This is a genomic window from Leucobacter fengyongliangi, from assembly GCF_052386045.1.
The window spans coordinates 2,625,069-2,651,375 of sequence record NZ_CM126356.1; the positions used below are offsets into that span (position 1 = coordinate 2,625,069).

Here is a 26,307-nt window from a genome sequence, read left to right on the forward strand (position 1 = left end):
CCAGGGAATCACTTTACTGGGTCACGCGCCCGAACGGAAATCACGCGCACCGAACCAACCGATGACACGCGCAGACACACGCACGCAGACACAGTCCCGCAACGGATCCGCCACCCACCTGGCGGCTCACCGCACGCGCGCGTTGACCTCCTCGATCCACTCATCGAGGCCCGCCACCGGAGATGCCAACCCGTGCCGGTGCGCGGACACCGACACCGCCTGCTCGCGCAGGAAGGCCAGCAACTCCACCGGCCCGGCCATCGTCACGGGGTCGGCCCACAGCGTCACGCGGGCGAGCCCACCCATCCACTCGGCCGCTCGGGTGCGATCGCCACCGATGAGGCGCACGCGCAAGGCCGGCGAGCCGTCATCAAGCACCACGCCAGCACCGCCGGCTCCCCCAAGGTCTCCCCCAGGCCCGGCCACCGCGATCCGCTCGAGCCACGCCTCGTCGCGCTCAAGCGACACGGTGATGCCCTGTCGGGCAAGAAAGTCAGAGATACCAGCTGGCGGCACCGCCCCCGTCGACACCGATACCGGCGCCCCGACAGTGAACGCCGAGACGAGCACCCGAATCAGATCGCCGAGTTCGCCACCCTCCGCGAGTCGCACGTGCGTGGACACCGGCCAGTGCCGCAGTAGGTTCCGCTCGACGCCCAGTCCGATCGGGTCGTGCAGCCGACCCAGCGTCGTGCGCCAGGCGAGGGCATCGCTGAGCGCGGCCCGCCGCACGTGATCGAAGCTCTCGTAGTCGAGTGCCGACTGCGCCGTCTCGATCAGGATCTGCACCTCGGGATCGAGCCCACGCAGGTGCAGCGTCGCACTGGGCGTGCCCTCGCGCAGCCTCCAGGATCCGAGCGTTACCAGCCGATTCGGGCCGCCCGCCAGCGGCTGCGCCCCCATGCCCGAGTGCCCGAGCCCACCACCCGGAAGCCGCTCGATGCGCCCACTCGTTGTGGCCCGCCCCACCACCAGCGTCCCCGCGCGCACGCGCTCCAGCCACGGCACGATCTCACTCTCCTCGCCAGCGTGCAGCGCCGCCACGCTGCCGCACCCGAGTTCGCCCTGCAGCGCGATCGCCTCGTCGACGGTGCGCGCCGCGATCACGCCGATCACCGGCACACCGACCGCATCCGCCCAGAACGACGAGTCGCGTCGCACCCCGATGCGTACGCCAGGCTGCCAGAGACGCCCCTCGTCGTCGAGCTGTTCGGGCTCGACGAGCCACTCCTCGCCGGGCTGCAGCTCGGTGAGCGCTCGCCTCCCGGCATCGCTCACCGGCTCGGGCAGTGGCCCCACATCAAAGATCAGTGGATCCTGATCCCCTGGCCGCCCCGTATCGCCCACGCGCAGCGCGCGCACGGCATCGGCAAGGTGCCCGCGAAGCCGACGCGAGCGAGCCGCCGATCCGAGCAGCACCAGCGCGCGCGCCACACTCGGACTCGCGTGACCGGCGCCAAAGGCCGAGCGCACCACCTCGCGCACAGCTGCCACCGGGTCGGTGCTCGGCGCGATGAGGCTCGACCCGAGCGCACGGAACCGACCCGCCACTCGCAGGCCGGGGCGACGACGCACGAGCGCCTCGGCGGTGCTCCTGCCGCCCAGCACGAGGGCGCGATCCACCCGGGTGTCTGCGGCGAAGCGCGTCGCACTCTCGCCGCCCGCGGTCACGAGCGTCACCAGGCCAGCCGGCAACCCGGCGGCCTGCCACTCGTTGAGCAGCACCGCGGTCGACCGCGCGACGGTGGGGTGGGCGACGCACACCACGGTGGATCCGGCGGCCAGCACCGCAATCAGCGCCTCCGCGCGCTCGTCAAGCGGCACCCCGGCCTCCGCCACCACCAGGGCGAGCGGATCGGGCTGAAACTCGGCGCCTCGCACCGCACCCAGGCCGGCAGTGAGCTGACCCAGGTATCGCGCGGCGTCGACGGCACCGTTGATCTCAGCATCGATCACCGGCGCGGGTGCTCCGCTCTCGCACGCGAGCGCCACGACGAGCCGGTCACGCGCGGCGACGGTGCCCAGCGCGAGCCGGCGCACCCGGGTGGCGCGGTCGGCGGGGCGCTGTGCCCGCCACGCGTCGCCCGCCGCGAGTGCGTGGTCGATGATGGCCTCGGGATCCACCTCTGCGTCGTGAGGGGTGTCATCGCCGAGGTGAGCCGTGCGCTCGCCGCGAGCCTGCGCGAGCAGCCGCCGCACCCACTCGCGGTTCTCGGGGCGCGTCGCGTCGGTCTCGGGCTCGTTCGCAAACCCCGACTCTGAGATCACCGGAAGCCGCAGCGATGGCCCCGCGGGCTCGAGGATGATGCGGCCGGTGGATCCGCGAGTGAGTCCGAGCACCGCGGCGGTAAGGCCGCCCGTGTCGAAGCGCTCGGTATCGGCGGGTGGGCGGTAGAACAGGGCGCTGTCGCGCTCGCTCGGATCCCACTCTCGGTCGCGCCGCTGCGTGCGTTGCGAGGCTGGGAACGGTTCGGAGGCCAGCTCCAGGGCCTGACGCAGGCTCTCCCGCTCGGCCTCGAGCGCCGCCAGGCCGCGGGCTCGCGCCGGGTGCACCCCGTCGCGCCCGTCCTCGAGCGGGTCGACGGGATCGCTCGCCCCCTCCACCAGCGCGGCCAGTCGGGCGAGCGTCGATTCGGGGTCTGCGGCCTCGGCGGCGAGCGCGATCAGCGTGCCGAGCGCGCCCGCAAATTCCTTCGGCGGGATGAATGGCAGGTGCACGCGCACCCGATGCCCGGCCGCGGCGAGCGCCCGAGCGAACCCGTCGGCGGTTCCGGCGCGCAGCTGCAGCTCGATCGTGTCGGCACCCCCACGCAGCTCCGCAAGCTCCAGCGCCGCCGCCAGCAGGTGCGGATCCTCGCTCGCGGCCACCACCCGTACGGCACCACTCGCGCTCGCGCCAAGCAGCAGATCCATCAGCCGCAGCCACTGCGCCTCCTGCGCGACGCGCCCCTCAAGCGTCGGCACGGCGAGGCCGGTGCCCAGCGAGGCGATCTGCTCGCGCCCCGAAATCCCGGCGATGTCAACGGTGACCTCGAGCGGCGCCCCACCGTCTTTCGCGCGCAGGTGCGCAAAGCGGATCAGTCGCTCGGCGATGCCGCGCGACTCGGGCAGCTCGGCCAGCAGCGTCACTCCGGCACGCAGGCCGTCGCAGGCCGCGGCGGTGAGCGCACGCACCAGGATCTCGGGGGCGAGGAGCGCCCCGCGGTAGTCGGTGGGCGTCAGCAAGACGGTCGTGTCGTGTGCCGTCGCCGCTTCCAGCACGGGCCGCAGGGCGAGTGCGGCGAGCTGGGCGTCGCGATCCACAGACCAGTCGCTCCCGCCCGCGAGCACCCGGGCTGGATCGATCACGAGATGCGTTACCTCGGGCAGCGATGCGAGCAGCTTCAATCGGTGGATCTCGGTTTCGACACCCGCCGGCCCGAGCACGTCGTCGCCGCGCAGGGCAACCACGGTGGTGAGCCCGGCCTCGCGGTTACTGGCGATCGCCTCGCCCAGGTCACTCTTTCTCGCGCGCTTCTCCGGCTTTTTCTCGGGCTTTCTCTCCGGCGCATCGGCGGTGTCGGCGCCCAGGTCGGCACCCTCATCACCCGGTATCTTTGCCGCCAGCACAAGCGGCGACACCCGGTCGCGCAGCCAGCGCCGGGCAATCGGCAGCACCGCCCAGGGCAAGCCGAGCGAGGCGATGCCACCGGCCCGCATGGCGAGCCGGTCTCGCGCGGGCAGCGAGGGCGGAAGATTGCGCGAAGCCTCGCGCAGGCCGAACGCCGCGGCGAAAGGATCCGCAGAACCAACAATCGTCTCCAGGAGCCCGCGCGTGAACGCAAACCCCCCGGGATCGCGGCGCACTCCCTCGAGCAGGTCGGCGCCGGACTGTTCGAGCTGAGCGAGCCACGCCTCAACTCGGGCTTCGGCCGCAGCGGCGACCCCGTCGACTTCGTCGCGATCCACACCCATATGCCCACTGTAGGGCGATGCCCCTTCTGTGCCAGCAGGGCACGCGGGCGCGAGGCGCAGCGCCGCCCGGTTGCGATTGCGGCGCGAATCTGTGGGTCGCGCCCGCACGCAGCGGCTATGCGGCCGGGGCCGGATCCACACCCGCGATCGCGGCGAGGAACCGGTCGTTCATCTCGGGGGTACCCACCGTGACACGCACACCCTCGGCGCCAAACGCGCGCACGACCACGCCGTGCTGCTGCAGCGCGGCATCGATCTCGGGGGTACGCTCGCCCGTGCGCAACCACACGAAGTTGGCGAAGGAATCGGGCGCACGCCAGCCGGCCTCGCGCAGCGCGGCGAGCACGCGGGCACGCTCGGTCACGATCACGTCGATGCGCTCCTGCAGCTCGGCCTCGGCCGCGAGCGAGGCGACGGCCGCGACCTGCGCCAGATTGCTCACCCCGAACGGCAGCGCAACCCGCCGGAGGTTCGCGATGACCGCTTCGCGTGCCACCGCGTACCCGACCCGGAGGCCCGCGAGGCCGTACGCCTTCGAGAAGGTGTGCAGCACGGCGACGTTCTCGTGGCGGCGGAAGAAGTCGAGCCCGTCGGCCTTTTCGTCGGCCATATTGAAGTGAGCGTAGGCCTCGTCAAAGACCACGAGCACGTGCGCGGGCACCGCAGCGAGAAATTCCTCCAGCTCGCGCTCGGTCACGGCCGCGCCCGTCGGGTTGTTGGGGCTGCACACGAGAATCAGTCGGGTGCGCTCGGTCACCGCCGCGGCCATCGCGGCGAAGTCGTGTCGCTCGTCGACAGTCAGCGGCACGGGCACCGGGGTCGCGCCGGCAACCTGGGTGAGGATCGGGTACGCCTCAAACGAGCGCCACGGGAAGATCACCTCGTCGCCCTCACCCGCCGACGACTGAATGAGCTGCATGAGCACCTCGGTTGAGCCCGCACCGACCGAGATCTGCTCGGGGCGCACACTCAGCCCCTCGGCAATGCGGTGGATCAGCTCCGTCGCCCCCATGTCGGGGTAGAGGTGGAACCCCTGCAGCTGGCCTTCGACTGCCTCGCGCACCGACGCGAGCGGCGGGTACGGGTTCTCGTTCGACGAGAGCTTCACCGCATTCGGGATCGCCTTGCCCTGAATGTAGGCGGGAAGTTTTTCGATGCCATCGCGCTGCACAACCATGTGCTCACTCTACCGATTCGCTGGTCGCGGGTCGCGGGTCAGGCTACGAGGCGGCTCCACCGTATTCGCCGGTCGAGACGAGGATTCCGCGGGCGAGCACCGCGTCGCGCATCAGGAACCCGAGCACCGCGGGGGTGGCCTGGGGGTCGATGTCGATGCGATCCACACTCAGCGCGTGCACGACGAACCAGTAGTGGTGCACCCCCGTGCCCGCCGGGGGCCCGGCGCCGATGAACTCGGGTGCCCTCGTTTCGTTGGGCATGGTGATCGCACCCTCTGGCAGCAGCCCCGCCGCGGGGTCGCCTGCGTTGCTCGGCAGCGAGGTCACGCTCGCGGGAATATTCGCGACTGCCCAATGCCAGAAGCCCGAGCCCGTGGGTGCGTCGGGGTCGAAGCATGTCACCGCGAAGCTTCGAGTCTCGGCGGGAAAACCCGACCAGCTGAGCTGCGGCGAGCGATCCTCGCCGCCGGAGTCGGCACCAAATACCTGCGCGGGCAGTGGCTCACCCTCGCTGATGTCGCTGCTCGTGAGCGTGAACTCGGGTACCTGTCGCATCCCGGCATAGGGATAGATCTCACCGCGGGAGGGATTCTGATGGGTCATAGGGGGCCTCACTTCTCTGCGGGCTGCACTTCGGGGTTCGCTGTGTATTCTTCGCTGACCATCCCGGTTGCCTCGCGAGTTGAGCCCGTGCGGGAGACGCGCAAGGAGGTCGACTTCAGCCTAGGGCCACGGGCAACGCCACGTATAGATCCACTCGGTATACTTGAGGGAACCGTGCACACCGCAGCGCGCGGGTACGTTGAGTCGCAAATTGGGGTGGGACATGGCAATCACGACAGGGTCTGAACGGGCCCGCGCCACTCTCGCGTATCTGCGCCGACACATCACCACGGGCACGTGGCCAGTGGGCAGTCGGATCCCGATCGAGCCAGAGTTGGCCGAGCAGACGGGCGTTGGCCGATCCACCGTGCGCGAAGCGGTGCGGTCGCTCGCCAGTATCGGCATGCTCGAGACGCTGCCCGGCCGCGGCACCTTCGTGCGCTCTGCGGCACCCACGAGCGCGCTGCTCAATGAGTACCTCAGCGATTTCACGCTGGAGGAAATTCTGAGCTACCGTCGTGCGCTCGAGATTGAGGCCGCACAGCAGGCTGCCCTGCAGCGCACCGATGAAGACCTCGAGGCGCTCGAACAGGCCGCGATCGACGAGAAGGGCTGCACCCGCTGCCCGGTGCTGATGAATGGGGGCGAGGCGTCGGCCTTCGACAGCCGCTTCCACCGACTGATTTTCGATGCGGCGAAAAACCGCCTGCTCGCGTCACTGTACGCGGGCACCAACGATCAGTTGCGCACGCCCGCCCACCGCGGGCGGCTCGCCAACGTCGCGACCGCGAGCGAGATGGAGCGAGATCACGCGCGGGTTCTCGATGCGATTCGCCGCCGCGACTTCATCGACGCGGTGCACTCGATGGCGGATCACGTCGACCACGACGTCGTGATCGTGAACGACCAGCACGAGGTGGTGCCGGCGCTCGTGCGCACCCCCGAGGCGCAGCAGCGCATCGACGTCGCCCGTAGCGCCGAGGATCGACGCAGCCAGAAGGTTTAGCATTGTCGGGTGTCTGAGCCCAAGATCTTGCTGTACTACGCGTTCGCGCCCGTTGCCGATCCCGAAGCGGTGCGCCTGTGGCAGCGCGAACTGTGCGCCTCGCTCGGCTTGCGCGGCCGCATCATCGTCTCGCCGCACGGCATAAACGGCACGGTGGGCGGCGAGCTCGACGCGTGCAAACAGTACCTGCGTCGCACGCGCGAGTATGGGCCGTTTGCCGGGCTCGAGGTTAAGTGGAGCTCTGGCAGCGGGTTCGTCTCTGAGGCGGAGAGTGCGGGTGCTGGTGCTGTTGCTGGTGCTGCAGGTTCCGATGCCGCTTCTGCGAGTGCCACCCAGCGCCCGTTGCGCAGTGGCAGAACCCTCACCGGCAAGCGGCGCCCCGCGCCGTGGAAGCAGGTCATCGACTTCCCCAAGCTCAACGTGAAGGTGCGCGACGAACTGGTTGCGTTCGGCACCGCCGACGAGCTGAGAATCGACGCTGCCGGCGTGGTCGGGGGCGGGGTTCACCTGTCGCCCGAGGCCGTCAACGAACTGGTGGCGTCGCGCGGCGAGGAGGTCGTGTTCTTCGACGGGCGCAACGCCTACGAGGCGGCGATCGGCCGCTTCAAGGGGGCTGTGGTGCCTGAGGTCGCGACCACGCACGGCTTCATCGGCGAGATCGAGCGGGGGGCGTTCGACGAGCTCAAGCATCGCCCGGTCGTCACGTACTGCACGGGCGGGATCCGCTGCGAGGTGCTATCTGCGGCCATGCTCGAGCGCGGGTTCACCGAGGTGTACCAAATCGACGGGGGCATCGTGCGCTACGGCGAGGCCTTCGGCAACGACGGGCTGTGGGAGGGGTCGCTCGCGGTGTTCGACGGCCGCGAATCGATGGACTTCGCGCCAGGTGCCGCAGTAGTCGGCCGCTGCGCGGTGTGCGACGCGCCATCGAATCGCTTGGCAAACTGCGCCGATCCGGCCTGCCGGGCACGCTTTGTGGTGTGCGACGCCCACGCGGTTGAGCGGTGCCACGAACACGGTGGATCGGCCGACGCGTCGCCCGCGGCAGTCGCCCGCGCTGCCTCAAGTTAGGCGATCCACCCGCCCGACCCGGCCCGCGGTTACTGCGTTCGCAGGAGCTCGGTGAGCCCTTGTTCGTCCGCGAGGCGGGGGTCCGTGCGGTACTCCGGGCGCACCCCCGTCTTGTCACGATAGAACGCGCGCACGCGATCCATATCGGCCATCACGTCGCCGGTGAGGTGGATCGTCTCGCCGAGACCGGCGGATTTCGTGGCTCCATCAGCGAATCCCAGTGTGACCGGGAGCCCTGATGCCCAGGCGATGCGGTAGAAGCCGCTGCGCCAGCCAGCACCCTTGCGCGTGCCCTCGGGTGTCACGACCAGGATGAACTGGTCGGTCTCACCCGCTCGCTTCACGACCGCGTCGACAATGCCCGCCGCGTTCGACCGGTCGACCGGGATGCCGCCAAGGCCCCGCATCAGGGGGCCAGCAATCCCGCGGAACAACTCGCGCTTGCCGAGCCAGTGGATGCGCAGGCGGGCGTCCCAGGCGATGCCGAGCATCAGGAGGAAGTCGAAGTTTGAGGTGTGCGGGGCGCCAATGAGGATGCGGGGCCCCGCGACCGGATGCTGTTCGCGCACGAGGCGCCACCGCGAAAACGCCCAAAACACCTTCGCGATGCCCGCCCGAACCGTGACCCCGATCATCCACCCAGCGTACGCCCCACTGGTGTGGCTCGCTTGCTGCTTCTCTTCCCTCCCCTCGTCTCCCGCGCCCCGCCCCACCCCCGGCAGGTCGCGCCTCGGCCCCAGCGTCTCCCGCCTCGAAACCCAGCAAGCGCCACCTCGCCGAGTTGACCCCCGCGCAGGGTTCAGCGCGCTTCAACCCTGCGGGAGCGTCCACCCGCGGTGCCCCTTCAGGCGCCGGCCTCGCCGCCCCAGCCTCCCCGGCGCAGGGCATCGTGGATCCGCCCGCGCAACACCAGTGGCTGCTGGTACTGGAGTGTCGCGGTGACGCGCACCACAGACCAACCGTTTGCGGCGTAGTCGTGATACTTCTGGATATCGCGATTCCACTGATCGGCAAGAACACGGTGGTGGTCGCCCTCGTATTCGAGTGCAACCCGAAACTCAGGGTATGCGAGCTCGCTACAACCGAGCAGCCTGCCATCGGGCCCACGCACATCAACGTCGAGTGACGGCTCGGGAAACCCCCACTCACGCAGCAGGAGTCGCAGGTGGCTCTCGGGCGGCGATGCCGAAGCCGTCACGAGAAGCGGCAGCGCGCGACGGAGCAGCATGGCCCCGGGTCTGGCGATCTCAGTGAGTTCGGCAAGTTCTTGGAGGGTTCCGAGCGGCGGGTCTTCGTGTCGATCGGTGCCGGGGATACGCGTGTGCCTCAGGACCGCATCGCCCAGGGCGACACGATCGGGGAGTGCCAAGCGGTGGGCAAGCACCACCCAGATGCTCGCGGGAGTGAGGGTCGGGAGACCAAAGCGCACGGTGGCCTGGACGAGATGCTGGCGGATCTGGGACCCGCGTACTGTGGCCCTGCGGACTGCCCGCGCCGGCGCGAGCACCCCCACTTCGATGTCGTCGCTTCGGGCTGGGGGAATGGGCAGATCCCAGAGGGCCGCGGCCGTACGCCCCGTGAAGAACGAGCCCGCGGGCATGATCGCGGCGAACTCTTCCGCTCTTAGTCGCTGCCGAACTGCCCAGGCCTGTCGCGGTGGGAGGTCGTTGATCCGTGCGTGTTCTGCGGGGTCTCGCCTCCGGTACACGCCGATGAACGGATGCTCGAGATCAGCGCATCGCAGCCTGCCACGGCTCACGCCGAGCGCCTGGGCCTGTTCGGTCGTGAAGACCTCGCCAAGTTGTTGCGGGAGTGGAGTGCGGGGATACGGCATCGAACCAGCTTGATCGGTTTGTTGCGGCATGAAGCCTGTCTTGCGCGTTCTGTGGAGAAGACCCGCGTTCTCCCCGCATATGGATGCGTGTGAGCGGGATTGCACGAGTTGGGGCTCGTGTGATGCTTGATCGTACCCGCCTGTGAGCCTCAGCCCTGGAGGCTGCCGCGGGCAGACGATGCCTGCCCTTGCCGTCGGGAACGGTAGTTGCGCGTGTATTGGGTCACCTCATTGGAGATGAACCGAGCGGTCGAGCTTCCAGCGGATCGTCTCGCCACCAGACCGGGCACTCCCGCACCGCGCGTGCGCCGTCGGTCAGCGGTCGGTTTCGCCACTCCACGTCCGTGCTTCCCCTCTACTCGGTGAGGGAGCCGGGTGGACACCTACGCAGGGTTGAATCGCGCGCATCCCTGCGCCGGGGTCCACCCGACTGCGCGCGTGGCGCGCGGAGCGAGTCAGGTGGGCACTGACGCAGGGTTCGGCGACGCGCAACCGTGCGCCGGGGTCCACCCGCCAACCATCACCCGCCAGCCGGAGCGGCGGCTACCAGATCGAGACGCGCGCCTCGGGCTCCATCCACAGAGCATCGCCGGGCCTGGTGGCGTACGCCTCGTGGAAAGCATCGAGGTTGGCGACGATCTGGTTGCAGCGGAACTCGTTCGGCGAGTGCGGGTCGACCGTGAGTAGGCGCGCCGTTTCCTCGGGCCGCGACTTCTGCTGCCACGCCTGCGCCCACGCCAGGAAGAACCGCTCGGCACCGGTCAGCCCCTCGACCACGGGCGGCTCGGCGCCATTAAGAGACAAAAGGTACGCCTTCCACGCGATCGCGAGCCCGCCCAGGTCGCCGATGTTCTCGCCGATCGTGAGCTCTCCGTTTACCGTCTTACCGTCGGCACCCTCGGGCGACAGCGCGTTGTACTGATCGATGAGCGCCCGGGTGCGGGTCTCAAACGCGGCGCGATCCGCCTCGGTCCACCAATCGGTGAGCTTGCCGTCGCCGTCGTAGCGCGACCCCTGGTCGTCAAAGCCGTGCCCGATCTCGTGCCCGATCACCGCGCCGATCGCGCCGTAGTTCGCGGCCGCATCCCAGTTCGCGTCGAAGAACGGCGGCTGCAAAATGGCCGCGGGGAACACGATCTCGTTGAAGCCGGGATTGTAGTACGCATTCACGGTCTGCGGGGTCATGAACCACTCATCGCGATCGATCGGCTTACCCACCTTCCCGATCTCGCGCTCGAACTCCATCTCAGCCACGCGCCGCGAGTTGCCAAGCAGGTCACCCGCATCGACGACGAGCTTCGAGTAGTCGCGCCACTTCACCGGGTAGCCCACCTTCGGCGTGAACTTCTCGAGTTTCTCAAGGGCGCGCGCCTTGGTCTCCTCACTCATCCACTCCAACTCGTGGATCGACTGCCGGTACGCCTCGACGAGGAACCCGACGAGCACGTCCATTTCGGCCTTCGACGACTCGTCGAGGTGCCGCTCAACGTAGAGCTTCCCCACGGCCTCGCCCATCGACCCCTCGACGAAGGAAACCCCTCGGCGCCACCGGTCGCGCTGCTCGGTCGCACCGGTGAGCGCGGTGCCGTAGAAGTCGAAGTTTGCGCGAGAGATCTCCTGCGAGAGCAGGGCGGCGGATCCACGCACGATCTGCCACACGAGCCACGCCCGCCACGCATCGAGTTCCTCGGGCACGAGGAGCTCTGCCAGACCCGCGATCGCGTCGGGCTGCCCGACGACGACCTCGGAGAACGCCGACTCGGGCGCTCCGGCCGCGGCCAAGTAGGCCCGCCAATCGAGGGCGGGGGTCAGCTCCTGCAGCTCTGCGAAGGTGCGGAGGTTGTACAGCTTCTGAATGTCGCGGCTGGCGACGCGGTCCCAGTGTTTTGCGGCGATGCGGCGCTCGAGCTCGTAGCTGAGTTCGGCGAGGCGATCCGCGCCTTCGACCCCCGCGAGCCCCAGCATGCGCGCGATGTGCGCGCGGTACTGCTCGCGAATCTCGGCGAACTCGTCCTCGCGATAATACGACTCGTCGGGCAGACCGAGGCCGCCCTGCATCACGAACACGATGTAGCGGGTGGGGTCGCCCGGGTCATTGTCGATGTAGAGGCCCGCGAATCCTGAGCCGCCCTGTCGCTCGCGCTCGGCGACGAGCTGCACCAATTCCTCGATCGAAGCGACGCCGAGCGCCTGCGCGAGGTCGGGCGCGATTGGCTGCGCCCCAAGCGCGTCGGCGCGATCCACGTCCATGAAGCTCGCGTAGAGCGCCGCGATCTTGTCGGCCTCGGTCTCGGCGGGGGCCCCGGCAGCGGGCGCCGGGGTGCCCGTGATGATGTCGCGCACCGCGGCCTCAGCGTTCTCAGCGAGCACCGCGAACGAACCGTAGCGCGCCTTGTCGGAGGGAATTTCGGTGCGTGCGATCCAGCGCCCGTTCACGTGCCGAAACAGGTCATCTTGGGGGCGGATCGCCGGGTCGAGTTCGGCGAGGTCAACGCCCGCGGGGCCGTAATTGCCAGGGGAGACGGTGTCAGCACTCATGCGTTCCACACTAACGGGCGGCGCGCTCGGAGCGGCGGCGCGTTCGCTGAGAGCGGGCGCAAGCGATGCTCGCGCGCAGCTGCAGGCGAGACGCACGCACCCGCGTGATTACTGCGGCACCCCGAAGCTGTGCGCGAGCTTGATCTGCGCGGCGGCATCCGAGCCCATGAAGTCGAGCACCGCCTGCGCGGCCGCAGGATCCGCTGCGTTCGTCGCCACGGAGCTCGAAAACACCGTGTCGATCGCGCAGTCGGCCGGGAGCACCCCGAGGATGCGCACACCCGGCTGCCCGACGAGCTCGCTCAACTGTTGGAATCCGAGGTCGACCTCGCCGTCGGCGAGCAGCTTCGCGACGGGGATGCCGGGGCGAGCCTGCACCAGGCGATCGCTGACTTCGCCCGCGAGCCCCCAGCCATCGATCATCTGCACCAGCGTGGTTCCGCTGGGGCCCGTCGAATATCCGATGCGGGTTGCGGCCCGCATCGCTTCTCGCACGCCGTTGGCGTCGGTGAACGCGACACCCTCGGGTCGGATCGCGGGCTCGATCGAGCCCGAAGGCACGGCGACGGCAACCTGCGAAAGGACGAGTGGCCGCACGGTGGCTGGATCCACGTGCCCATCTGCCGCGAGGCGTGCCAACGCATCGGAGGCGAGGAAGACGAGGTCGAATGGCTCACCCGCGGCGACGCGCTTCGCGGCATCGACGCCGCCGACCGATTCGATCTCAAGCTCGGGCAAACCGGTCTGTGCCGACGCGGCGGCCAAATCGGCGAGCACGTGACGCGTCGCCATCGACGAGATGGCTTTCATACCGCGTCCTCGAATGTCTCGGCATCGACCTCGGAGTTTCCGACCGGGTTGTAGCGGGGACCCGATACCGTCGCCTGCGAGATCAGCTCACCTGCCTGTGCCTGCAGGGCCGGATCAACCACCAGGTCAAGCGCCGCAGCGTTCTCACGCATGTGTGCGATGTTCGTCGTGCCGGGGATCGGGATCACGTGTTCGCCTCGCGACAAGAGCCACGCGAGCGCGAGTTGCGCGGGAGTGCAGCCAGCCTCGGCGGCAAGTGCGTGCCACCGCGGCAGCAGCGCAGCATTGATCGGCCAGTTCTCCGCCTGGAAGCGGGGCATCGCGCGGCGGATGTCCTTCTCAGTGAGCCGCGCAGGGTCGGCAACACCGTCGGCGAGGAAGCCGCGGGCCACCGGTGAGAATGCGACCAGCGCGACCCCATCCTGTCGCGTGGCCTCGAGCATGCCGAGTTCGGGGTTGCGCGTCCACAGCGAATACTCGTTCTGCACGGCCGCGATTGGTGCCACCGACTGCGCCTCGCGCAGCCGCGCGACCGACACCTCGGAGAGGCCGACTGCGCCGATCTTGCCGGCGCTCATCGCCTCGGCCAGAGCACCAACGCTCTCGCCGATCGGCACCTTCTTGTCCCACCGGTGCAGGTAGTACAGGTCGACGTGATCGACACCGAGCCGGCCCAGCGAGGCGTCGACCTGCGCGCGCAGGGTCTCTGGGCGGCCATCGATCACCTTGACGCCATCGATGATCGACATGCCGCCCTTGCTTGCGAGCACGATCTCATCTCGACGCTCGGCGATCGCGCGCCCCACGAGTTCCTCGTTGCGACCGCCACCGTACAGCGTGGCCGTATCGAGCATCTCCACGCCGGCATCGAGGGCCGCGCGCAGCAGCGCCAGGCCCTCGGCCTCGGCCGGGGGCACACCATAGGCATGGCTCAGCGACATGCACCCGAGGCCGAAACGAGGCAGCTTCACGCGAGCTGTTCCTCGAGCATGCCGAGCACGCGGTAGCAGTCGAGCACCTGACGGATCGACGAGTTCGGTTCGCGCCCCTCGCGGATCGCCGCAATGAACTCGCGATCCTGCAGCTCGATGCCGTTCATGCTCACCGCGACGTTCGTGACGTCGATCTGCTGCTCGTTGCCGTCGAACAGGTCGTCGTAGCGCGCGACGTAGGTCGCGGTGTCGCCGATGTAGCGGAAGAAGGTGCCGAACGGCCCCTCGTTATTGAACGACAGCGACAGCGTGCAGATGGCGCCGGTCTCGCTCTTCAGTTGGATCGACATGTCCATTGCGATCCCGAGCTCGGGGTGGATCGGCCCCTGGATGGCGTTCGCCTGCACGATCTTGCCCGCCTGGTAGGCGAATAGATCCACCGTGTGGGCGGCGTGATGCCAGAGCAGGTGATCGGTCCACGAACGCGGCTCGCCCTTGGCGTTCGTGTTCGAGCGGCGGAAGAAGTACGTCTGCACGTCCATCTGCTGCACGTTGAACTCGCCCGCCGTGATTCGGTTGTGCACAAGCTGGTGCGAGGGGTTGAACCGGCGCGTGTGGCCGACCATCGCGATCTTGCCGGAGGCCTCGGCTGTCTCAGCCGCGGCGAACGCCGCCTCGGCATCGGCGAAGGAATCGGCCAGCGGGATCTCGACCTGCACGTGCTTGCCCGCGGCGAGCACCGCCTGGGTCTGCGAGGCGTGCAGGCCCGTCGGGGTGGCGAGGATCACGGCATCGACATCGTCGCGCTCGAGCACCGCGTCAAGGCCGACCACGGCGTTCGGAACGCCGTACTGCGCGGCGACGGCATCCGCCTTCTCCTGCGAGGTGGCACTCACCACGGTCACCACCGCATCTTCGATGTTCTTCAGCCCGTCGAGGTGCTTCATGCCGAAGGCGCCTGCTGCGCCGACGACGGCGATCCGTACCTTGTCACTACTCATGCGTGTGTCTTTCTGCTGTGTCGAAATGGGAGCGTGCGGGTGCCGATTACGCCGAGGGGTTGGAGATCACGAGGTGACCCACCGCGGTGTTGGAAGCCGGCACGTGGTAGAACCGGTGATCCACTGTGGGTGCCTCGCCGCCGAACTGATCGTCCATCGCGCCACGCGCGATAAGCCAATCGACCAGCTCGATGCCCTCCGAACCTGCCTCGTCAACGTACTCCATGTGCGGCCACTCGGTAAGCCCCAGCGGGTCGGCAATCAGGTGGTCAAGGAACGCGTTGTCCCACTCCTCGTTGATGAGGCCCGCGCGCGGACCCTGCAGCTGGTGGCTCATGCCGCCGGTGCCCCAGATCTGCACGTTGAGTTCGGGGCCGTCCCACTTGTCGAGGGCCCGACGCAGCGCCTTACCGAGCTCGTAGCAGCGGCGGCCTGACGGCACCGGGTACTGCACGACGTTCACGGCGAGCGGGATGACCTTGCATGGCCATTCCTCGACATCGCCGAATACGAGCGAGAGCGGCACGGTCAGGCCGTGATCCACCACCATCTCGTTCACCAGGGTTAGATCGAAATCATCCTGGATCACCGACTGCGCGAGGTGGGCGGCGAATTCGGGGTAGCCCTTGACATCGGGCACCGGGCGCGGGCCATAGCCCTCGTCGGCGACCGGGTATTCGGCGCCGGTTCCCAAGACGAAGGTCGGGATGATCGATGAGTCGAACGCGGTGGCGTGGTCGTTGTACACGAGGATCACGACGTCAGGGGTGTTCTCCTTGGCCCACTTGCGGGTCCATTCGTAGCCGGAGAAGACCTTTTTCCAGTACGGCTCCTCGGTCTTGCCGTGATCCATTGCCGCGCCGATCGCGGGCACGTGAGAAGTGAACAGCGCCGAGGTGAACTTCGCCGGCGCGTCGGGCCGCATGACCTCTGACTTCTCGGTCGACGGCGGGGTCCACCCGTCGAGATCCTTCAGGCGCACACCCTCGGGGCGACGGCCACCACCGATCATCATGTCGCGGTAGGCGGCCTCGCTCATGCCGGTCATCGAGCCAGCCATCTGCTGGAAGCTCAGGCCGTGCGTGGCGCCAATCTTGCTCAGGAAGTAGATGTTGCCACCCTCGGCCATCATGGCATTGAGATCCATGTCGAGCACCGCCTGGCGCTGCGCGGGGTTCAGCGGCCACTCGTCGAGGTACGCCTCGCGGTCGGCGAGGTAGCGCTCACGGTTCTCGGGCTTCATCAGCGACATCGAGAACTGGTTGAGGTGGTAACCCTTGCGGGCCATTTCGGCATCGAAAATGATGGTGCCGGGGACGTCCTTGTATGGCTTATCGAGTGCCATGTCATGCTCCTTCTGGCCAGTAGAGGCGGGTGGGGTTGTCTACGAGCAGCTTCTGCTGCAGGTCAGGGGTGGGTGCGATGTGCGGGATGAAGTCGACCAGCAGCCCGTCGTCGGGCATGTGATCCTTCAGGTTCGGGTGCGGCCAGTCGGTGCCCCAGAGCACGCGATCGGGAAACTCCTCGACAACGCGACGCGCGAACGGCACCACATCGGTGTAGGCGTTCTGCTCGCCGGCAAGCGCGCGCGGGCCGCTGGTGGAGAGTCGCTCGGGGCAGGAGACCTTGGTCCAGACGTTCGGGTTTTCCCGCATGAAACGCAGGAACAGGTCAAACTCGGGGCCGTTCGGGTCTTTGGTCACGTCGGGGCGACCCATGTGGTCGACGACGAGGTCGGTGGGGATCGCCGAGAAGAAGTCGTACAGTTCGGGCAGATCCTCGGCCTCGAAGTAGATGACGACGTGCCAGCCGAGTGGGGCGATCTTCGCAACAATCTCGTCGAGTGACTCGGTCGGCACGCGGTCGACCAGCCGCTTCACGAAGTTGAAGCGCACGCCCCGCACGCCGGCGGCGTGCAGTTCGGCAAGCTCCGCCTCGGTGACATCGCGGCGAACCGTGGCGACACCGCGGGCGCGACCCTCGCTGCGCTGCAGCGCGTCGACGAGTGCGCGGTTGTCCGCGCCGTGGCAGGTGGCCTGCACGATCACATTGCGCTCGAAGCCGAGCTGGTCGCGCAACGCGAAAAGCTGCTCGGCCGAGGCGTCGCACGGGGTGTACTTGCGCTCCGGCGCGTACGGGAACTGCTCGCCCGGACCGAAGACGTGGCAGTGCGCGTCCACCGCGCCCGCGGGCACGCGGAAGGTTGGAGTCGTGGGCCCGTCATACCAGTCGAGCCATCCGGGCGACTTTTCGAAGCCGCCACTGGTGTCGCCGTGTGCCATAGTAATCAGTCCTCCACGTATTCGAGACCGGCCTTCGCCAGCGGCTCGCGCATGTTATAGATGTCCAGCCCCAGCACGCCCTCGCGGAACTGCTGCCGCTTCGCCTCTTCGTTGTCTTCGCGCTTCTGGCTGGCATCGGCGACCGCGCCGACGAGCTCGCGCGGCACAACCACGACGCCGTCGACATCGGCAACCACGACATCACCCGGGTTGACCACTGCATTCGCCACGACAACCTGCACGTTGACCGAACCGAGGGTCGCCTTGACGGTGCCCTTCGAGTTGATCGCGCGCGAGAAGACCGGGAAGCCCATCTTCTCGAGGTCGGCGACATCGCGCACGCCGCCGTCGATCACGAGGCCGTTGCAACCGCGTGCGGTGAGCGAGGTGGCGAGGAGGTCGCCAAAGAATCCGTCCTCACTCTCGGTGGTGCAGCCAGCGACGACCACGTCACCCTCCTGCACCTGCTCGGCGGCGACGTGGAACATCCAGTTGTCGCCGGGCTGCAGCAGCACCGTCACGGCCGGGCCGCACAGCTTGGCACCGGTGTACACGGGCCGAATGTAGGGGCGCATGAGGCCCACGCGTCCCATGGCCTCGTGAATCGTGGCCACGCCGAACTGCGAAAGCCGGGCGACGTCGGCCGGGTCGGGCCGCTCGATATTGGTGTGAACGATGCCGAGGTTATTGAGGCGCAAGATCTTCTCCGGGTCGAGTTCGTAGGGTGAAAAGGCTGTGGCAGTGGATCACTGCACGCGGTCAGAGCCCGCGTGCAGTGAGCGCGCGGTCGACGCGGGGGTAGAGGCGGCGGGCGTTGCCCTCGAAGACCTGCTGCCGCTGCTCGTCGGTCAGGTTCGGGGTCGCGTCGACGTAGCGCTTCGTGTCGTCGAAGTAGTGGCCGGTGCGGGGGTCGATGTCGCGCACGGCACCGATCATCTCGCTGGCAAACAGGATGTTGTCGACGGAGATCACCGAGGTGAGCAGGTCGATGCCCGGCTGGTGGTAGACGCAGGTGTCGAAGAACACGTTGTTCAGCAGGTGCTCTTCGAGCTCGGGCTTGCCGAGTGCCATCGCCAGCCCGCGGAAACGACCCCAGTGGTACGGAACCGCGCCACCACCGTGCGGAATGACGAACTTCAGATCGGGGAAATCGCGAAACAGGTCGCCCTTGAGCAGCTGCATGAAGGCGGTGGTGTCGGCATTGAGGTAGTGGTCGCCGGTGGTGTGGAAGACCGACTTGCACGAGGTGCTGACGTGGATCATGGCCGGGAGCTCGTACTCGACGAGTTTCTCGTAGATCGGGTACCAGGAGCGATCGGTCAGCGCCGGTGCCGTCCATTTGCCGCCCGACGGATCGGGGTTGAGGTTGACGGTGACCGCACCCAACTCTTCGACGGCGCGGGTGAGCTCGGCGAGGACGGTCTCGGGAGCGGCACCCGGAGACTGCGGAAGCATCGCCCCGGGCAGGAAGCGATCGGGGAAGAGTTCGCTGACGCGCGCGCACAGGTCGTTGCAGATGCGTGCCCAGGTCTCGGAGATTTCGAGGTCACCGATGTGGTGGGCCATGAACGAGGCGCGGGGGCTGAAGACAGTGACGTCGCTGCCCCGGTCGTTCATGAGGCGCAGCTGGTTGGCCTCAATCGTCTCGATGATGTCGTCGTCGCTGATGCGGAGCGCGGCGGGATCGGGGGCCTCGCCCTCACCGTTCGCAAAGGCGATCTGCAGGTCACGCCAGGCTCCGAGTTGCGCGGGAGCGGTGGTGTAGTGGCCGTGGATGTCGATGATCAACGTGTGGCGTCCTTGTCATTGGAATGCGGGTGGCTGCATACCGGAGCCCGGGAGCGGGCGACGATGCCGGATGCTGGTACTCACGACTCTAGGCGGGTTTGCCGGTATGGGCCAATAGATATATCACGCGCAGCCCATAGATAGGATCGATACATGGCGCTCCCCGACCTCAACCAATTGCGCACCTTCGTCGTGCTCTACGAGATGCGCAGTCTCACCGCCGCCGCCGACCGACTGCACGTGACCCAACCGACCGTCAGCTACACCCTCGCGCGGCTGCGCGAACGGTTCGGCGACGACCTCTTCCGCCGCGAGGGCCACGTCATGGTGCCGACCACCCGGGCCACCCAATTGTTTGGCCCGCTGCACGAGGCCCTCGCTCAGATCGATGCCGTCGTGAGCGTCCCTGACAACTTCGAACCCGCGCAGTTCACCGGCGAACTCATGCTCGGACTGACGTCAATCGGCGAACAAACGTTTCTTCCCCCAATCATGGCTGCGCTCGCGCGCGAGGCCGCTGGCCCCCACCTGCAAGTGGAGCGCCTAGACGCGGACCAGGTTGAGGACGGGCTGATCCGCGGCACCATCGACCTGGCGATGACAGTCTCGCTGATCGCGACCCCGAGCTTGTGGCGCACCCGGGTGCGCGCCGTCGAGTACGTTGCGCTCTCCTCGGGCTCCCACCCGTTGCCCCCCACCGGGCCCCGCATGTTCGCGGATCGTCGCTTCGTGCGGGTGTCGGCCCGCGGCGGCCACGTCTTTCCGCTGCGCGCACTATCGGAGCACGGACTTCTGCCGCAGGTCGCGCTCACGGTTGAGGAGTACGCGACGGTGCCCGCGGTGCTCGAGGCGACCGACCTCGTCGTCCTGCTGCCGCGGCACGTCGCCGAGGTGTTCTGCGGGTGGTTCCCCGGCTTGCGGATCGCGGAGCTGCCCTGGCCCGGTCAGAGCACGCCGGTTTCCCTCTATACCCGGCGCGAGGCAAGCCTGTCGCCCGCGCAGCGCTGGTTCCGGGCGCTCGTGGTGGGCGCCGTCGCCGACGGGGTCGACCACACTGATCGCGCAGATCCTACCGACTAGCGGCGCGGACGATTCCAGCTGGCCTTCGCCGGCGTGAGTGGGCTGCGCACGTGGATCGACCAGGTGGAGTGGGGGTGGATCGAGAGGATCGCCTTCTCCCACCAGGCCCTGGCCTCATCAGACAGCCTGGGGAACACGGCATCCTTGTCGAGCTCGTCCTCGGGACGCGGGCGCAGCGCCTTCCACACGAGCTGCACCTCTGGCGCGCCGGTCGGAATGCCGTCAATGTCGAGCACGGCGCGATCCCACGGCAACTGCAGTCGCGGATCGCGCAGGTAGAGCCAGCCGCGCGGGCTGCCGTCCTCGACGTTCATCTGCAGTACCCAGGCACCGGTCTCGTCGTCGTGAACGCGCACCGGCTGCAGGTCGGCGTTTTCGGCCACGTCGGCCGCGACGGGCCAGGCCCTTACCGCGTCGTCGCCGTCCGGGATCCACGCGCTATATCGCGCGGGGAGCGCGGCGACCAACTGCGCGACATCGGCTCTCGTCGTACTGACATCGATGTTGACGCGGTCACGAATCGACTCGCCGAGCCAGCGGTCGAGCGCGACGCCGCCCGAGATCCACCAGCGCGCGGGCGTGCCGCCGAAGAGCTCCGCCACGCTCTCAGCCGACAGTGGCTCCCAGCGTGTGTCGAGGCTCGGTGCGGATGTCATGGCTTCAGCGTACCCGGCGCCGACCTCTGATCCACCCGCCGCCTCGCACGCGCTCGAGCGGTACGGTGCCCGGAGTCGCGCGGCCTCACCCCGTCGGGGATCTCACTCTGGTCGGGTAAATGTGGGCAGATCGACCCGACCACGCTCTGTGTCAAGCTGTGTGGAGTCACTCGGACGTTAGTTGTGTGGTTTGTTTCGGGAGATTGATTCCCACGAGGTCCGCTGGTGCCGGCGTAACCGGGCGCCCGCGGAACCGTTCCGGGTGCGTGTCGTAATAGTGTTGCAACGCGAGGTCGCGGGTCTTCCACACCTCACGCCATGACCCGTCACCGACCTGAGCGGGTGAGAACAACGCGATCCCGGAGTGCTTGTGCTCGGTGTTGTACCAGGCCACATACTCGGCGAGATACGTGCGGGCGGCAGCAAGATCAGCGAAGACTCTGGGATAGCCGGGCCGGTACTTCATCGTGCGGAACCCGGCCTCGGAGAACGGGTTATCGTTCGAGACGTACGGCCGGTTATGCGACAACGTGACTCCGTGGTGGGTGAGCGCGTTCAGGAGCGCGTGTGAACGCATCGCTGACCCCGAGTCCGCATGCACCACCTCCGGGGCTCCGTAATGGGCGATCGCGGTCTCAAACATCTCGACCGCGAGGTGATCAGCCTCTCGTTCCTCGACCCGCCACCCCACGATCTCACGCGAGAAAATATCGGTGATCTTGTATGCCTTGAACGTTTTCCCCCACCACGGCGAGTACAAGTCAGTGATGTCCCACGACCACGCTTGCCCGGGCCGGGTCGCCGTCACGACGGGTTTCTCGCGTGGGGCCCGTTTCCCGCGCCGGGTCGGGACCTGCGGGCGCAGCATCTGCTCCTCGATGCCGGCAGCGATCCGCCACCACGTGCGACGCGACGCGAGCATCACTCCCGCATCCCACGCCGACGCGTACGCATGATCCACGGACACGCTCTTCGCCCACCCCGCAAGAATGTACCCCACGATGCGTTCCCGATCGGTCGGACTGATGCGTGCCCGGTACGCCCGCTCGGCCTGCGGAACCGGGGCCATCACCACTTGGCGGGGCTGTTGCCGGTAATGCCACGTCGCCCGGGACACCCCCGCAAGGCTCAGGGCCTTACGCTGTGACCCCGTGATGCGGGTGAGCTCGGTCACGAGGAGGTTCTCGGCGGTGATGAACTCTCTCGCCCGGTCGCCGGCAACGTATCGGGCTCTTGCTCGTTCAGCTTGTGCAAGAGCCCGATAGCTTTTCCCAACGCGTCATTCGTTCCCTCGAGTTCACGAATCCGGGCGTTGAGCGCGGCGAGTTCTGCGTCGTGTTGTTCTTTCGGGATGCTGCGCTGCTGGTGGGAGATCTCCCGGCGGGCCTTCGCGTCTGGTGTCATACCGCTACTCTCTCGCGGAATCATGCCGCGGTCGAGATCGCCCCCGAACACGGCATCTTGCCAGCGCATGATCTGATGCTTGGAAAAGGTTTGCTCTTTCAACCATCTCGTTTTCGTGCCATGGGGAAGGTTCTGGTACTCGTGCACATACTCACGGATTTCCGTGAGAGTGAAGCCCGGCGTGATCGACATGATGGGTGACCTTTCTGTCAACCGAGTGACTCACACACAGCCTGGCAAAGAGGGCCAGAGTCAAATACCCGACCAGGGTCACAGGGCGCGCGCTAGCGTGGTGGGCATGCCCACCCCAGTGGATCGCCGCAACAGCAACCGGCGCATCAGCGACCGCGGCCACATCGCCCGCCGCCGCCTCGCCCGCCGCCGCCTCGACCGCCGCATCGCCTCGCTCGCGGTGCCGGCCCTCGGGGCGCTCGTTGCCGAGCCGCTGTTTCTGGTCGTCGACACCGCACTCGTGGGGCACCTCGGCGCGATTCCCCTCGCGGGCCTCGCGATCGCGGCGACGGTGCTGCAGACCGCGGTCGGGCTCATGGTCTTCCTCGCTTACGCGACCACCCCGCTCGTGGCGCGGCGGCGCGGGGCGGGTGACCTGCGCGGCGCCGTGCAGGCGGGGGTCGACGGCCTGTGGCTTGCGGGCGGCATCGGCCTCCTACTCGCGGCGGGGCTATGGTCGGCGAGCGCGCCGGTCGTGCGCCTCTTCACGCGCGACCCGCAGGTAGTGGATCACGCCCACACCTACCTCGCGATCTCGTGCGCGGGGCTGCCCGCCATGCTCGTGGTGTTCGCGGCGACGGGGTTGCTGCGCGGCCTGCAAGACACCCGCACTCCGCTGTATGTGGCGGGCATTGGCTTCGCCGCGAACGCCCTGCTGAACTGGATCTTCATCTATGGGCTCGGCTGGGGCATCGCGGGCAGCGCCTGGGGCACGGTCGCGGCGCAGTGGGGCATGGTGGCGGTTTACCTGGTGGTCGTCTCCCGGCACGCCCGCGCGCACGGTGTCACCGCGTGGCCACAGCGAGCCGGACTCGGGCACGCGGGCCGCAGCGGGGGGTGGCTGTTCGTCCGCACGATCGGCCTGCGCGCCGCGCTCCTCCTCACGGTCGGGGCCGCGGCGACCCAGGGCACGGTCGCCACCGCCGGCTACCAGGTGGTCTTCACCCTGTTTTCGACCGCGGCATTCGCCCTCGATGCGCTCGCGATTGCCGCGCAGGCGCTCATCGGCGACGCACTGGGCGCACGCAACGCCGAGCGCGCGCGGGCGATTCTGCGCCGATCGGTGTTCTGGGGCCTCGCCAGCGGCACGGCCATCGGCGCGCTGCTCGCGGCCCTCAGCCCCGTCGTCGGTCGCATCTTCACGAACGACCCGGCGGTGCTGGCTGCGCTTCCCCCGTCGCTCCTCGTGCTCGGAATATCGCTCCCCCTCGGCGGTTTCGTGTTCGTGCTCGACGGGGTGTTGATGGGCGCGGGCGACGCGCGCTACCTCGCGTGGACGAGCCTCGTGAATCTCGCCGCCTACCTGCCGGTGCTCTGGGTCATCACCCAAGTCACGGCCGCGGCTGCCCCCGGCCCCGGGCCCACAGGTGTCGGCGGGCTCACTGCGCTCACCGCTGCCTTCACCATCGCTTTCATGGCCGCGCGTGCGGTGACGCTGGGGCTGCGCGTGCGCACCGAGCGGTGGGTGGTGCTGGGCGTGTAGCGCCCCGGCAACGTGGTCAGTCGTCGGTGCAGAGCGCGCCCTCGGGGGGTAGCTCGCCGCGCAGCAGGTACGCCGTCGCCGCGTCGTCGGCGCAGGTTGATCGGTTCGAGAACGAAGCGATGTGCCCGCTGCCCTCGAGCGTGAGCAACCTGGCGTTGCCGAGCTCTGCAACCATCTGCTGCGCGCCCGCGTACGGCGTCGCGTGATCGCCCGTGACCCCGAAGACCAAGATCGGCACGTCGCTCGTGTTTTCAAACATCATGTAGTCGTCGCCGCTGCGAGGAAGCGCATCGCAGGAGAGGTCAAACATCGGGCGAAGCGTCTCATCGGTGATCTCGGGACCACCGAGGCGGATCGGGAGCCCGTGTTCCCGCACGTACTCGTACAGCCCGACCAGGTTCGGATCCCGGGGCGAGGAGAGGCAGCGAACGATCATGCCGCTCAGACCGACGCTCGATCCGCCGCCGCTCATCGCGTCGGCCATCTGATCGATCGCCGCCTGCTCTCCGCTCAACGACCGGCCCACCACGTCGAGCGCGGTCTGTCGCCCCGAGGGCGCCTGGTACAGCGCAGCGGTCAGATACCCCGACAGCAGGCTGCCGTCAATCTGAGTGCCGTCGCTCGCAAGCAGAGGCGCGAGATCAAGCTGATCGGAGATATCCACCAGGGCATCCTCGCCGTTCAGCGGGCACAGGGCGAGCCCATACTCGGTGGCGCACTGCTGCAGGAGGTCGTTCAGCGCGAACGAAATCGCCTCCCGCTGCTGGTGAGAGCCGAGCGGGCTCGACCAATCGCTTGGCCAGGCACTGTCGAGCATCATGCGCCCCAGGCGCTCGGGAAAGAGCGTCGCGTAGGTCGCGCCGATGACCGTTCCGTATGAGAAGCCGGCGTAGTGGGTCTTCTCGTCGCCCATGAGATGGCGCAGCAGCTCCAAGTCTCGGGCGACCTGCGCCGAGCCCATCGAGTCGGCCAGTGGGTTCGCGTCGGCGCACAGCGCGATCGCCAGTTCGAAGATCTCGGTATCGTTCTCGCACTGCACGGGAGTACTGCGGCCGATGCCCCGGGGATCGAAGCCCAACAGGTCGTACTGCTCATGCACCGCATCGAAGCTTCGAATGGTAGTCAGTCCGATCGCGAAGTCAACTCCGCTGCCGCCGGGTCCGCCGGGGTTACTGAACAGTGTGCCGAGCGACTCGTCGCCAGTTGCGGGCAAGTGCACCGCCGACAGGGTGATCGTCTCGTGATTCCCGGAGTCACTCCAGTCGAGGGGGGCCTCGATCAACGCGCAGCGGGCGCCCTCGGCGGTGCCGCCCGCATCAGCCACTGCCGATTCGAAACCCTCCCGGAACCCGAACTCGGGGCCGCATTCACGCCAATCGATCTCCTGCGCGTAGACCCCTGGAAAGCTCGTTTCTTGCAACGCGCTCGCCCCCTCGGGTGCGTTCGCCGACGCACACCCGCCGAGCGCGAGCGTGAGACCGATCGCCGTCACCGTCGCAACTATTCCACCGATTCGAACCATGGAAACCCCCTCGGGCGTTCATCACGCGGTCAACGGTCGCGTGAAACTTACACTGTGTCCAGCATATGCGAAACGCACTGCTCCGACCGCATCCGAGCGCGCGGCGCAGCCGATCCGCTTACGAAACGGGGGTGTTCACCACGATGACCGACATGACCGTCGCAACGACCATCACGACCGTCGACACCCCGGTGATGATGAGGCGCAGGCGGAAACTGCGGATGATCGCGGAAATACCGAAGAGGAACAGCGAGATGGCGAGCAACACGGTTCCGAGGGTCAGCTGATCGCCCAGCTCGTTGAACTTGGCCGAGCTCTCGAGCGCCGCGTCAGCCTCGGCCTTGACCTCCTGGTAGCCGCCGAAGAGCACGGCTTGGTAGTCCTCGCTGGCCTGCGGGTGGGTGAAGTACTCGGGATCGGCCTCGTTCTCCGCCGCAGCCCAGTCCATGGCCGCCGCGAAATCTTCGGTCATCGACTGAAAGCTCAAGACCTCAACCGTCTCTAGCGCAACAGCCGCGGCTGCGGCATCGGCACTTGTCGACTGGATCTCGAGTTCGGTCAGACGATCAAACAGCTGCCCGTCACCCACGTACTGCTGGTTCCCCTCGAGATACAGTGACTCGGCCTCCGCAGCCAGCACGCTCGCCTTGGTATTCGCCGCCGACATCTCGCCGTCATACAGCGAAGCCTGGAACGAGGCCCAGGCCGTGATCACCGAGGCGACACCCAACAGCACGGCAATAACGAGCTCGAATTGACGGCTAAACCAGCTCTCGCGAGCAGGCTCCGCATGGGTCGAGGCCGATGCGGGGGTGGATGAAGTGGCTTCGGGCACAGCGGGCATGGGTGATTCCTTGGGTCAAGAGACAAAGTGGGAACGAACAGTGGAGTCAAACAGAATGCGGAGACGGCAGGGAGAGGTCGGCTGGCGGAA

General features: G+C 67.9%; 22 protein-coding genes. 4 read left to right on the plus strand and 18 right to left on the minus strand.

What is annotated here, in order from left to right; all coding sequences use genetic code 11:
• Positions 1–126: 126 nt before the first annotated feature.
• The 3 genes from ACTNFK_RS12410 to ACTNFK_RS12420 form a co-directional block, all read right to left on the minus strand.
• Entirely contained in the window at positions 127–3,954 is a 3,828-nt protein-coding gene (locus tag ACTNFK_RS12410; protein WP_435937488.1) for a proline dehydrogenase family protein, read from the minus strand.
• 115 nt (positions 3,955–4,069) lie between these two features.
• Complete coding sequence (gene hisC, locus ACTNFK_RS12415; protein WP_435937489.1) at positions 4,070–5,131, minus strand: histidinol-phosphate transaminase; 1,062 nt, start codon at positions 5,129–5,131, stop codon at positions 4,070–4,072.
• Between the two features lie 43 nt (positions 5,132–5,174).
• Positions 5,175–5,735: a YbhB/YbcL family Raf kinase inhibitor-like protein gene (locus ACTNFK_RS12420; RefSeq protein WP_435937490.1), complete on the minus strand. Its 561-nt coding sequence runs from the start codon at positions 5,733–5,735 to the stop codon at positions 5,175–5,177.
• A gap of 223 nt (positions 5,736–5,958) precedes the next feature.
• Here ACTNFK_RS12420 and ACTNFK_RS12425 point away from each other — a divergent pair, with 223 nt between their 5' ends.
• Entirely contained in the window at positions 5,959–6,741 is a 783-nt protein-coding gene (locus ACTNFK_RS12425) for a FadR/GntR family transcriptional regulator (RefSeq protein WP_435937491.1), read from the plus strand.
• Positions 6,742–6,750: 9 nt separating this feature from the next.
• Positions 6,751–7,812, plus strand: coding sequence for a tRNA uridine(34) hydroxylase (locus ACTNFK_RS12430; RefSeq protein WP_435937492.1), 1,062 nt, complete (start codon positions 6,751–6,753; stop codon positions 7,810–7,812).
• A gap of 29 nt (positions 7,813–7,841) precedes the next feature.
• On the opposite strand, the gene ACTNFK_RS12435 is transcribed toward ACTNFK_RS12430, so the two are convergent.
• The 10 genes from ACTNFK_RS12435 to ACTNFK_RS12480 form a co-directional block, all read right to left on the minus strand.
• The gene (locus tag ACTNFK_RS12435; RefSeq protein WP_435937493.1) at positions 7,842–8,447 is read right to left on the minus strand and encodes a 1-acyl-sn-glycerol-3-phosphate acyltransferase; all 606 of its coding nucleotides are present in this window, start codon (positions 8,445–8,447) and stop codon (positions 7,842–7,844) included.
• Between the two features lie 209 nt (positions 8,448–8,656).
• Positions 8,657–9,676 (minus strand): putative endonuclease domain-containing protein, encoded by a 1,020-nt coding sequence (locus tag ACTNFK_RS12440; RefSeq protein WP_435937494.1) that lies wholly within the window; start codon positions 9,674–9,676, stop codon positions 8,657–8,659.
• Positions 9,677–10,189: 513 nt separating this feature from the next.
• Positions 10,190–12,184: a M13 family metallopeptidase gene (locus ACTNFK_RS12445; RefSeq protein WP_435937495.1), complete on the minus strand. Its 1,995-nt coding sequence runs from the start codon at positions 12,182–12,184 to the stop codon at positions 10,190–10,192.
• 108 nt (positions 12,185–12,292) lie between these two features.
• Positions 12,293–12,994, minus strand: coding sequence for a substrate-binding domain-containing protein (locus ACTNFK_RS12450; RefSeq protein ID WP_435937496.1), 702 nt, complete (start codon positions 12,992–12,994; stop codon positions 12,293–12,295).
• Positions 12,991–13,965 carry an aldo/keto reductase gene (locus tag ACTNFK_RS12455; protein WP_435937497.1) on the minus strand — a complete coding sequence of 325 codons (975 nt, stop codon included), beginning with the start codon at positions 13,963–13,965 and terminating at the stop codon, positions 12,991–12,993. Before ACTNFK_RS12455 ends, ACTNFK_RS12450 begins: the two co-directional genes overlap by 4 nt.
• Complete coding sequence (locus ACTNFK_RS12460) at positions 13,962–14,927, minus strand: Gfo/Idh/MocA family oxidoreductase (protein WP_433645575.1); 966 nt, start codon at positions 14,925–14,927, stop codon at positions 13,962–13,964. Before ACTNFK_RS12460 ends, ACTNFK_RS12455 begins: the two co-directional genes overlap by 4 nt.
• Before the next feature lie 46 nt (positions 14,928–14,973).
• Positions 14,974–16,272 (minus strand): protocatechuate 4,5-dioxygenase subunit alpha/beta, encoded by a 1,299-nt coding sequence (locus tag ACTNFK_RS12465; protein ID WP_435937498.1) that lies wholly within the window; start codon positions 16,270–16,272, stop codon positions 14,974–14,976.
• 1 nt (position 16,273) lies between these two features.
• Positions 16,274–17,209 (minus strand): amidohydrolase family protein, encoded by a 936-nt coding sequence (locus ACTNFK_RS12470; protein ID WP_435937499.1) that lies wholly within the window; start codon positions 17,207–17,209, stop codon positions 16,274–16,276.
• A 5-nt stretch (positions 17,210–17,214) separates the two neighbouring features.
• Positions 17,215–17,907: a 4-carboxy-4-hydroxy-2-oxoadipate aldolase/oxaloacetate decarboxylase gene (gene ligK / locus ACTNFK_RS12475; protein WP_435937500.1), complete on the minus strand. Its 693-nt coding sequence runs from the start codon at positions 17,905–17,907 to the stop codon at positions 17,215–17,217.
• Positions 17,908–17,968: 61 nt separating this feature from the next.
• Positions 17,969–18,934: an amidohydrolase family protein gene (locus tag ACTNFK_RS12480; RefSeq protein WP_435937505.1), complete on the minus strand. Its 966-nt coding sequence runs from the start codon at positions 18,932–18,934 to the stop codon at positions 17,969–17,971.
• Positions 18,935–19,150: 216 nt separating this feature from the next.
• Here ACTNFK_RS12480 and ACTNFK_RS12485 point away from each other — a divergent pair, with 216 nt between their 5' ends.
• The gene (locus tag ACTNFK_RS12485) at positions 19,151–20,077 is read left to right on the plus strand and encodes a LysR family transcriptional regulator (protein ID WP_435937501.1); all 927 of its coding nucleotides are present in this window, start codon (positions 19,151–19,153) and stop codon (positions 20,075–20,077) included.
• Here ACTNFK_RS12485 and ACTNFK_RS12490 read toward each other — a convergent pair.
• The 3 genes from ACTNFK_RS12490 to ACTNFK_RS12500 form a co-directional block, all read right to left on the minus strand.
• Positions 20,074–20,733, minus strand: coding sequence for a nucleotidyltransferase domain-containing protein (locus tag ACTNFK_RS12490; protein ID WP_435937502.1), 660 nt, complete (start codon positions 20,731–20,733; stop codon positions 20,074–20,076). The genes ACTNFK_RS12485 and ACTNFK_RS12490 overlap by 4 nt on opposite strands.
• A gap of 166 nt (positions 20,734–20,899) precedes the next feature.
• Entirely contained in the window at positions 20,900–21,907 is a 1,008-nt protein-coding gene (locus tag ACTNFK_RS12495; RefSeq protein WP_435936268.1) for a DDE-type integrase/transposase/recombinase, read from the minus strand.
• Positions 21,904–22,329, minus strand: coding sequence for a hypothetical protein (locus tag ACTNFK_RS12500; protein ID WP_435936267.1), 426 nt, complete (start codon positions 22,327–22,329; stop codon positions 21,904–21,906). Before ACTNFK_RS12500 ends, ACTNFK_RS12495 begins: the two co-directional genes overlap by 4 nt.
• 106 nt (positions 22,330–22,435) lie before the next feature.
• On the opposite strand from ACTNFK_RS12500, the gene ACTNFK_RS12505 reads away from it, so the two are divergent.
• Complete coding sequence (locus ACTNFK_RS12505) at positions 22,436–23,851, plus strand: MATE family efflux transporter (RefSeq protein ID WP_435937657.1); 1,416 nt, start codon at positions 22,436–22,438, stop codon at positions 23,849–23,851.
• Between the two features lie 16 nt (positions 23,852–23,867).
• Here ACTNFK_RS12505 and ACTNFK_RS12510 read toward each other — a convergent pair whose 3' ends face one another.
• Both ACTNFK_RS12510 and ACTNFK_RS12515 read right to left on the minus strand, forming a co-directional pair.
• The gene (locus ACTNFK_RS12510) at positions 23,868–25,373 is read right to left on the minus strand and encodes an alpha/beta hydrolase (RefSeq protein ID WP_435937656.1); all 1,506 of its coding nucleotides are present in this window, start codon (positions 25,371–25,373) and stop codon (positions 23,868–23,870) included.
• Positions 25,374–25,491: 118 nt separating this feature from the next.
• Positions 25,492–26,217, minus strand: coding sequence for a hypothetical protein (locus tag ACTNFK_RS12515; protein WP_435937655.1), 726 nt, complete (start codon positions 26,215–26,217; stop codon positions 25,492–25,494).
• Positions 26,218–26,307 lie beyond the last annotated feature (90 nt).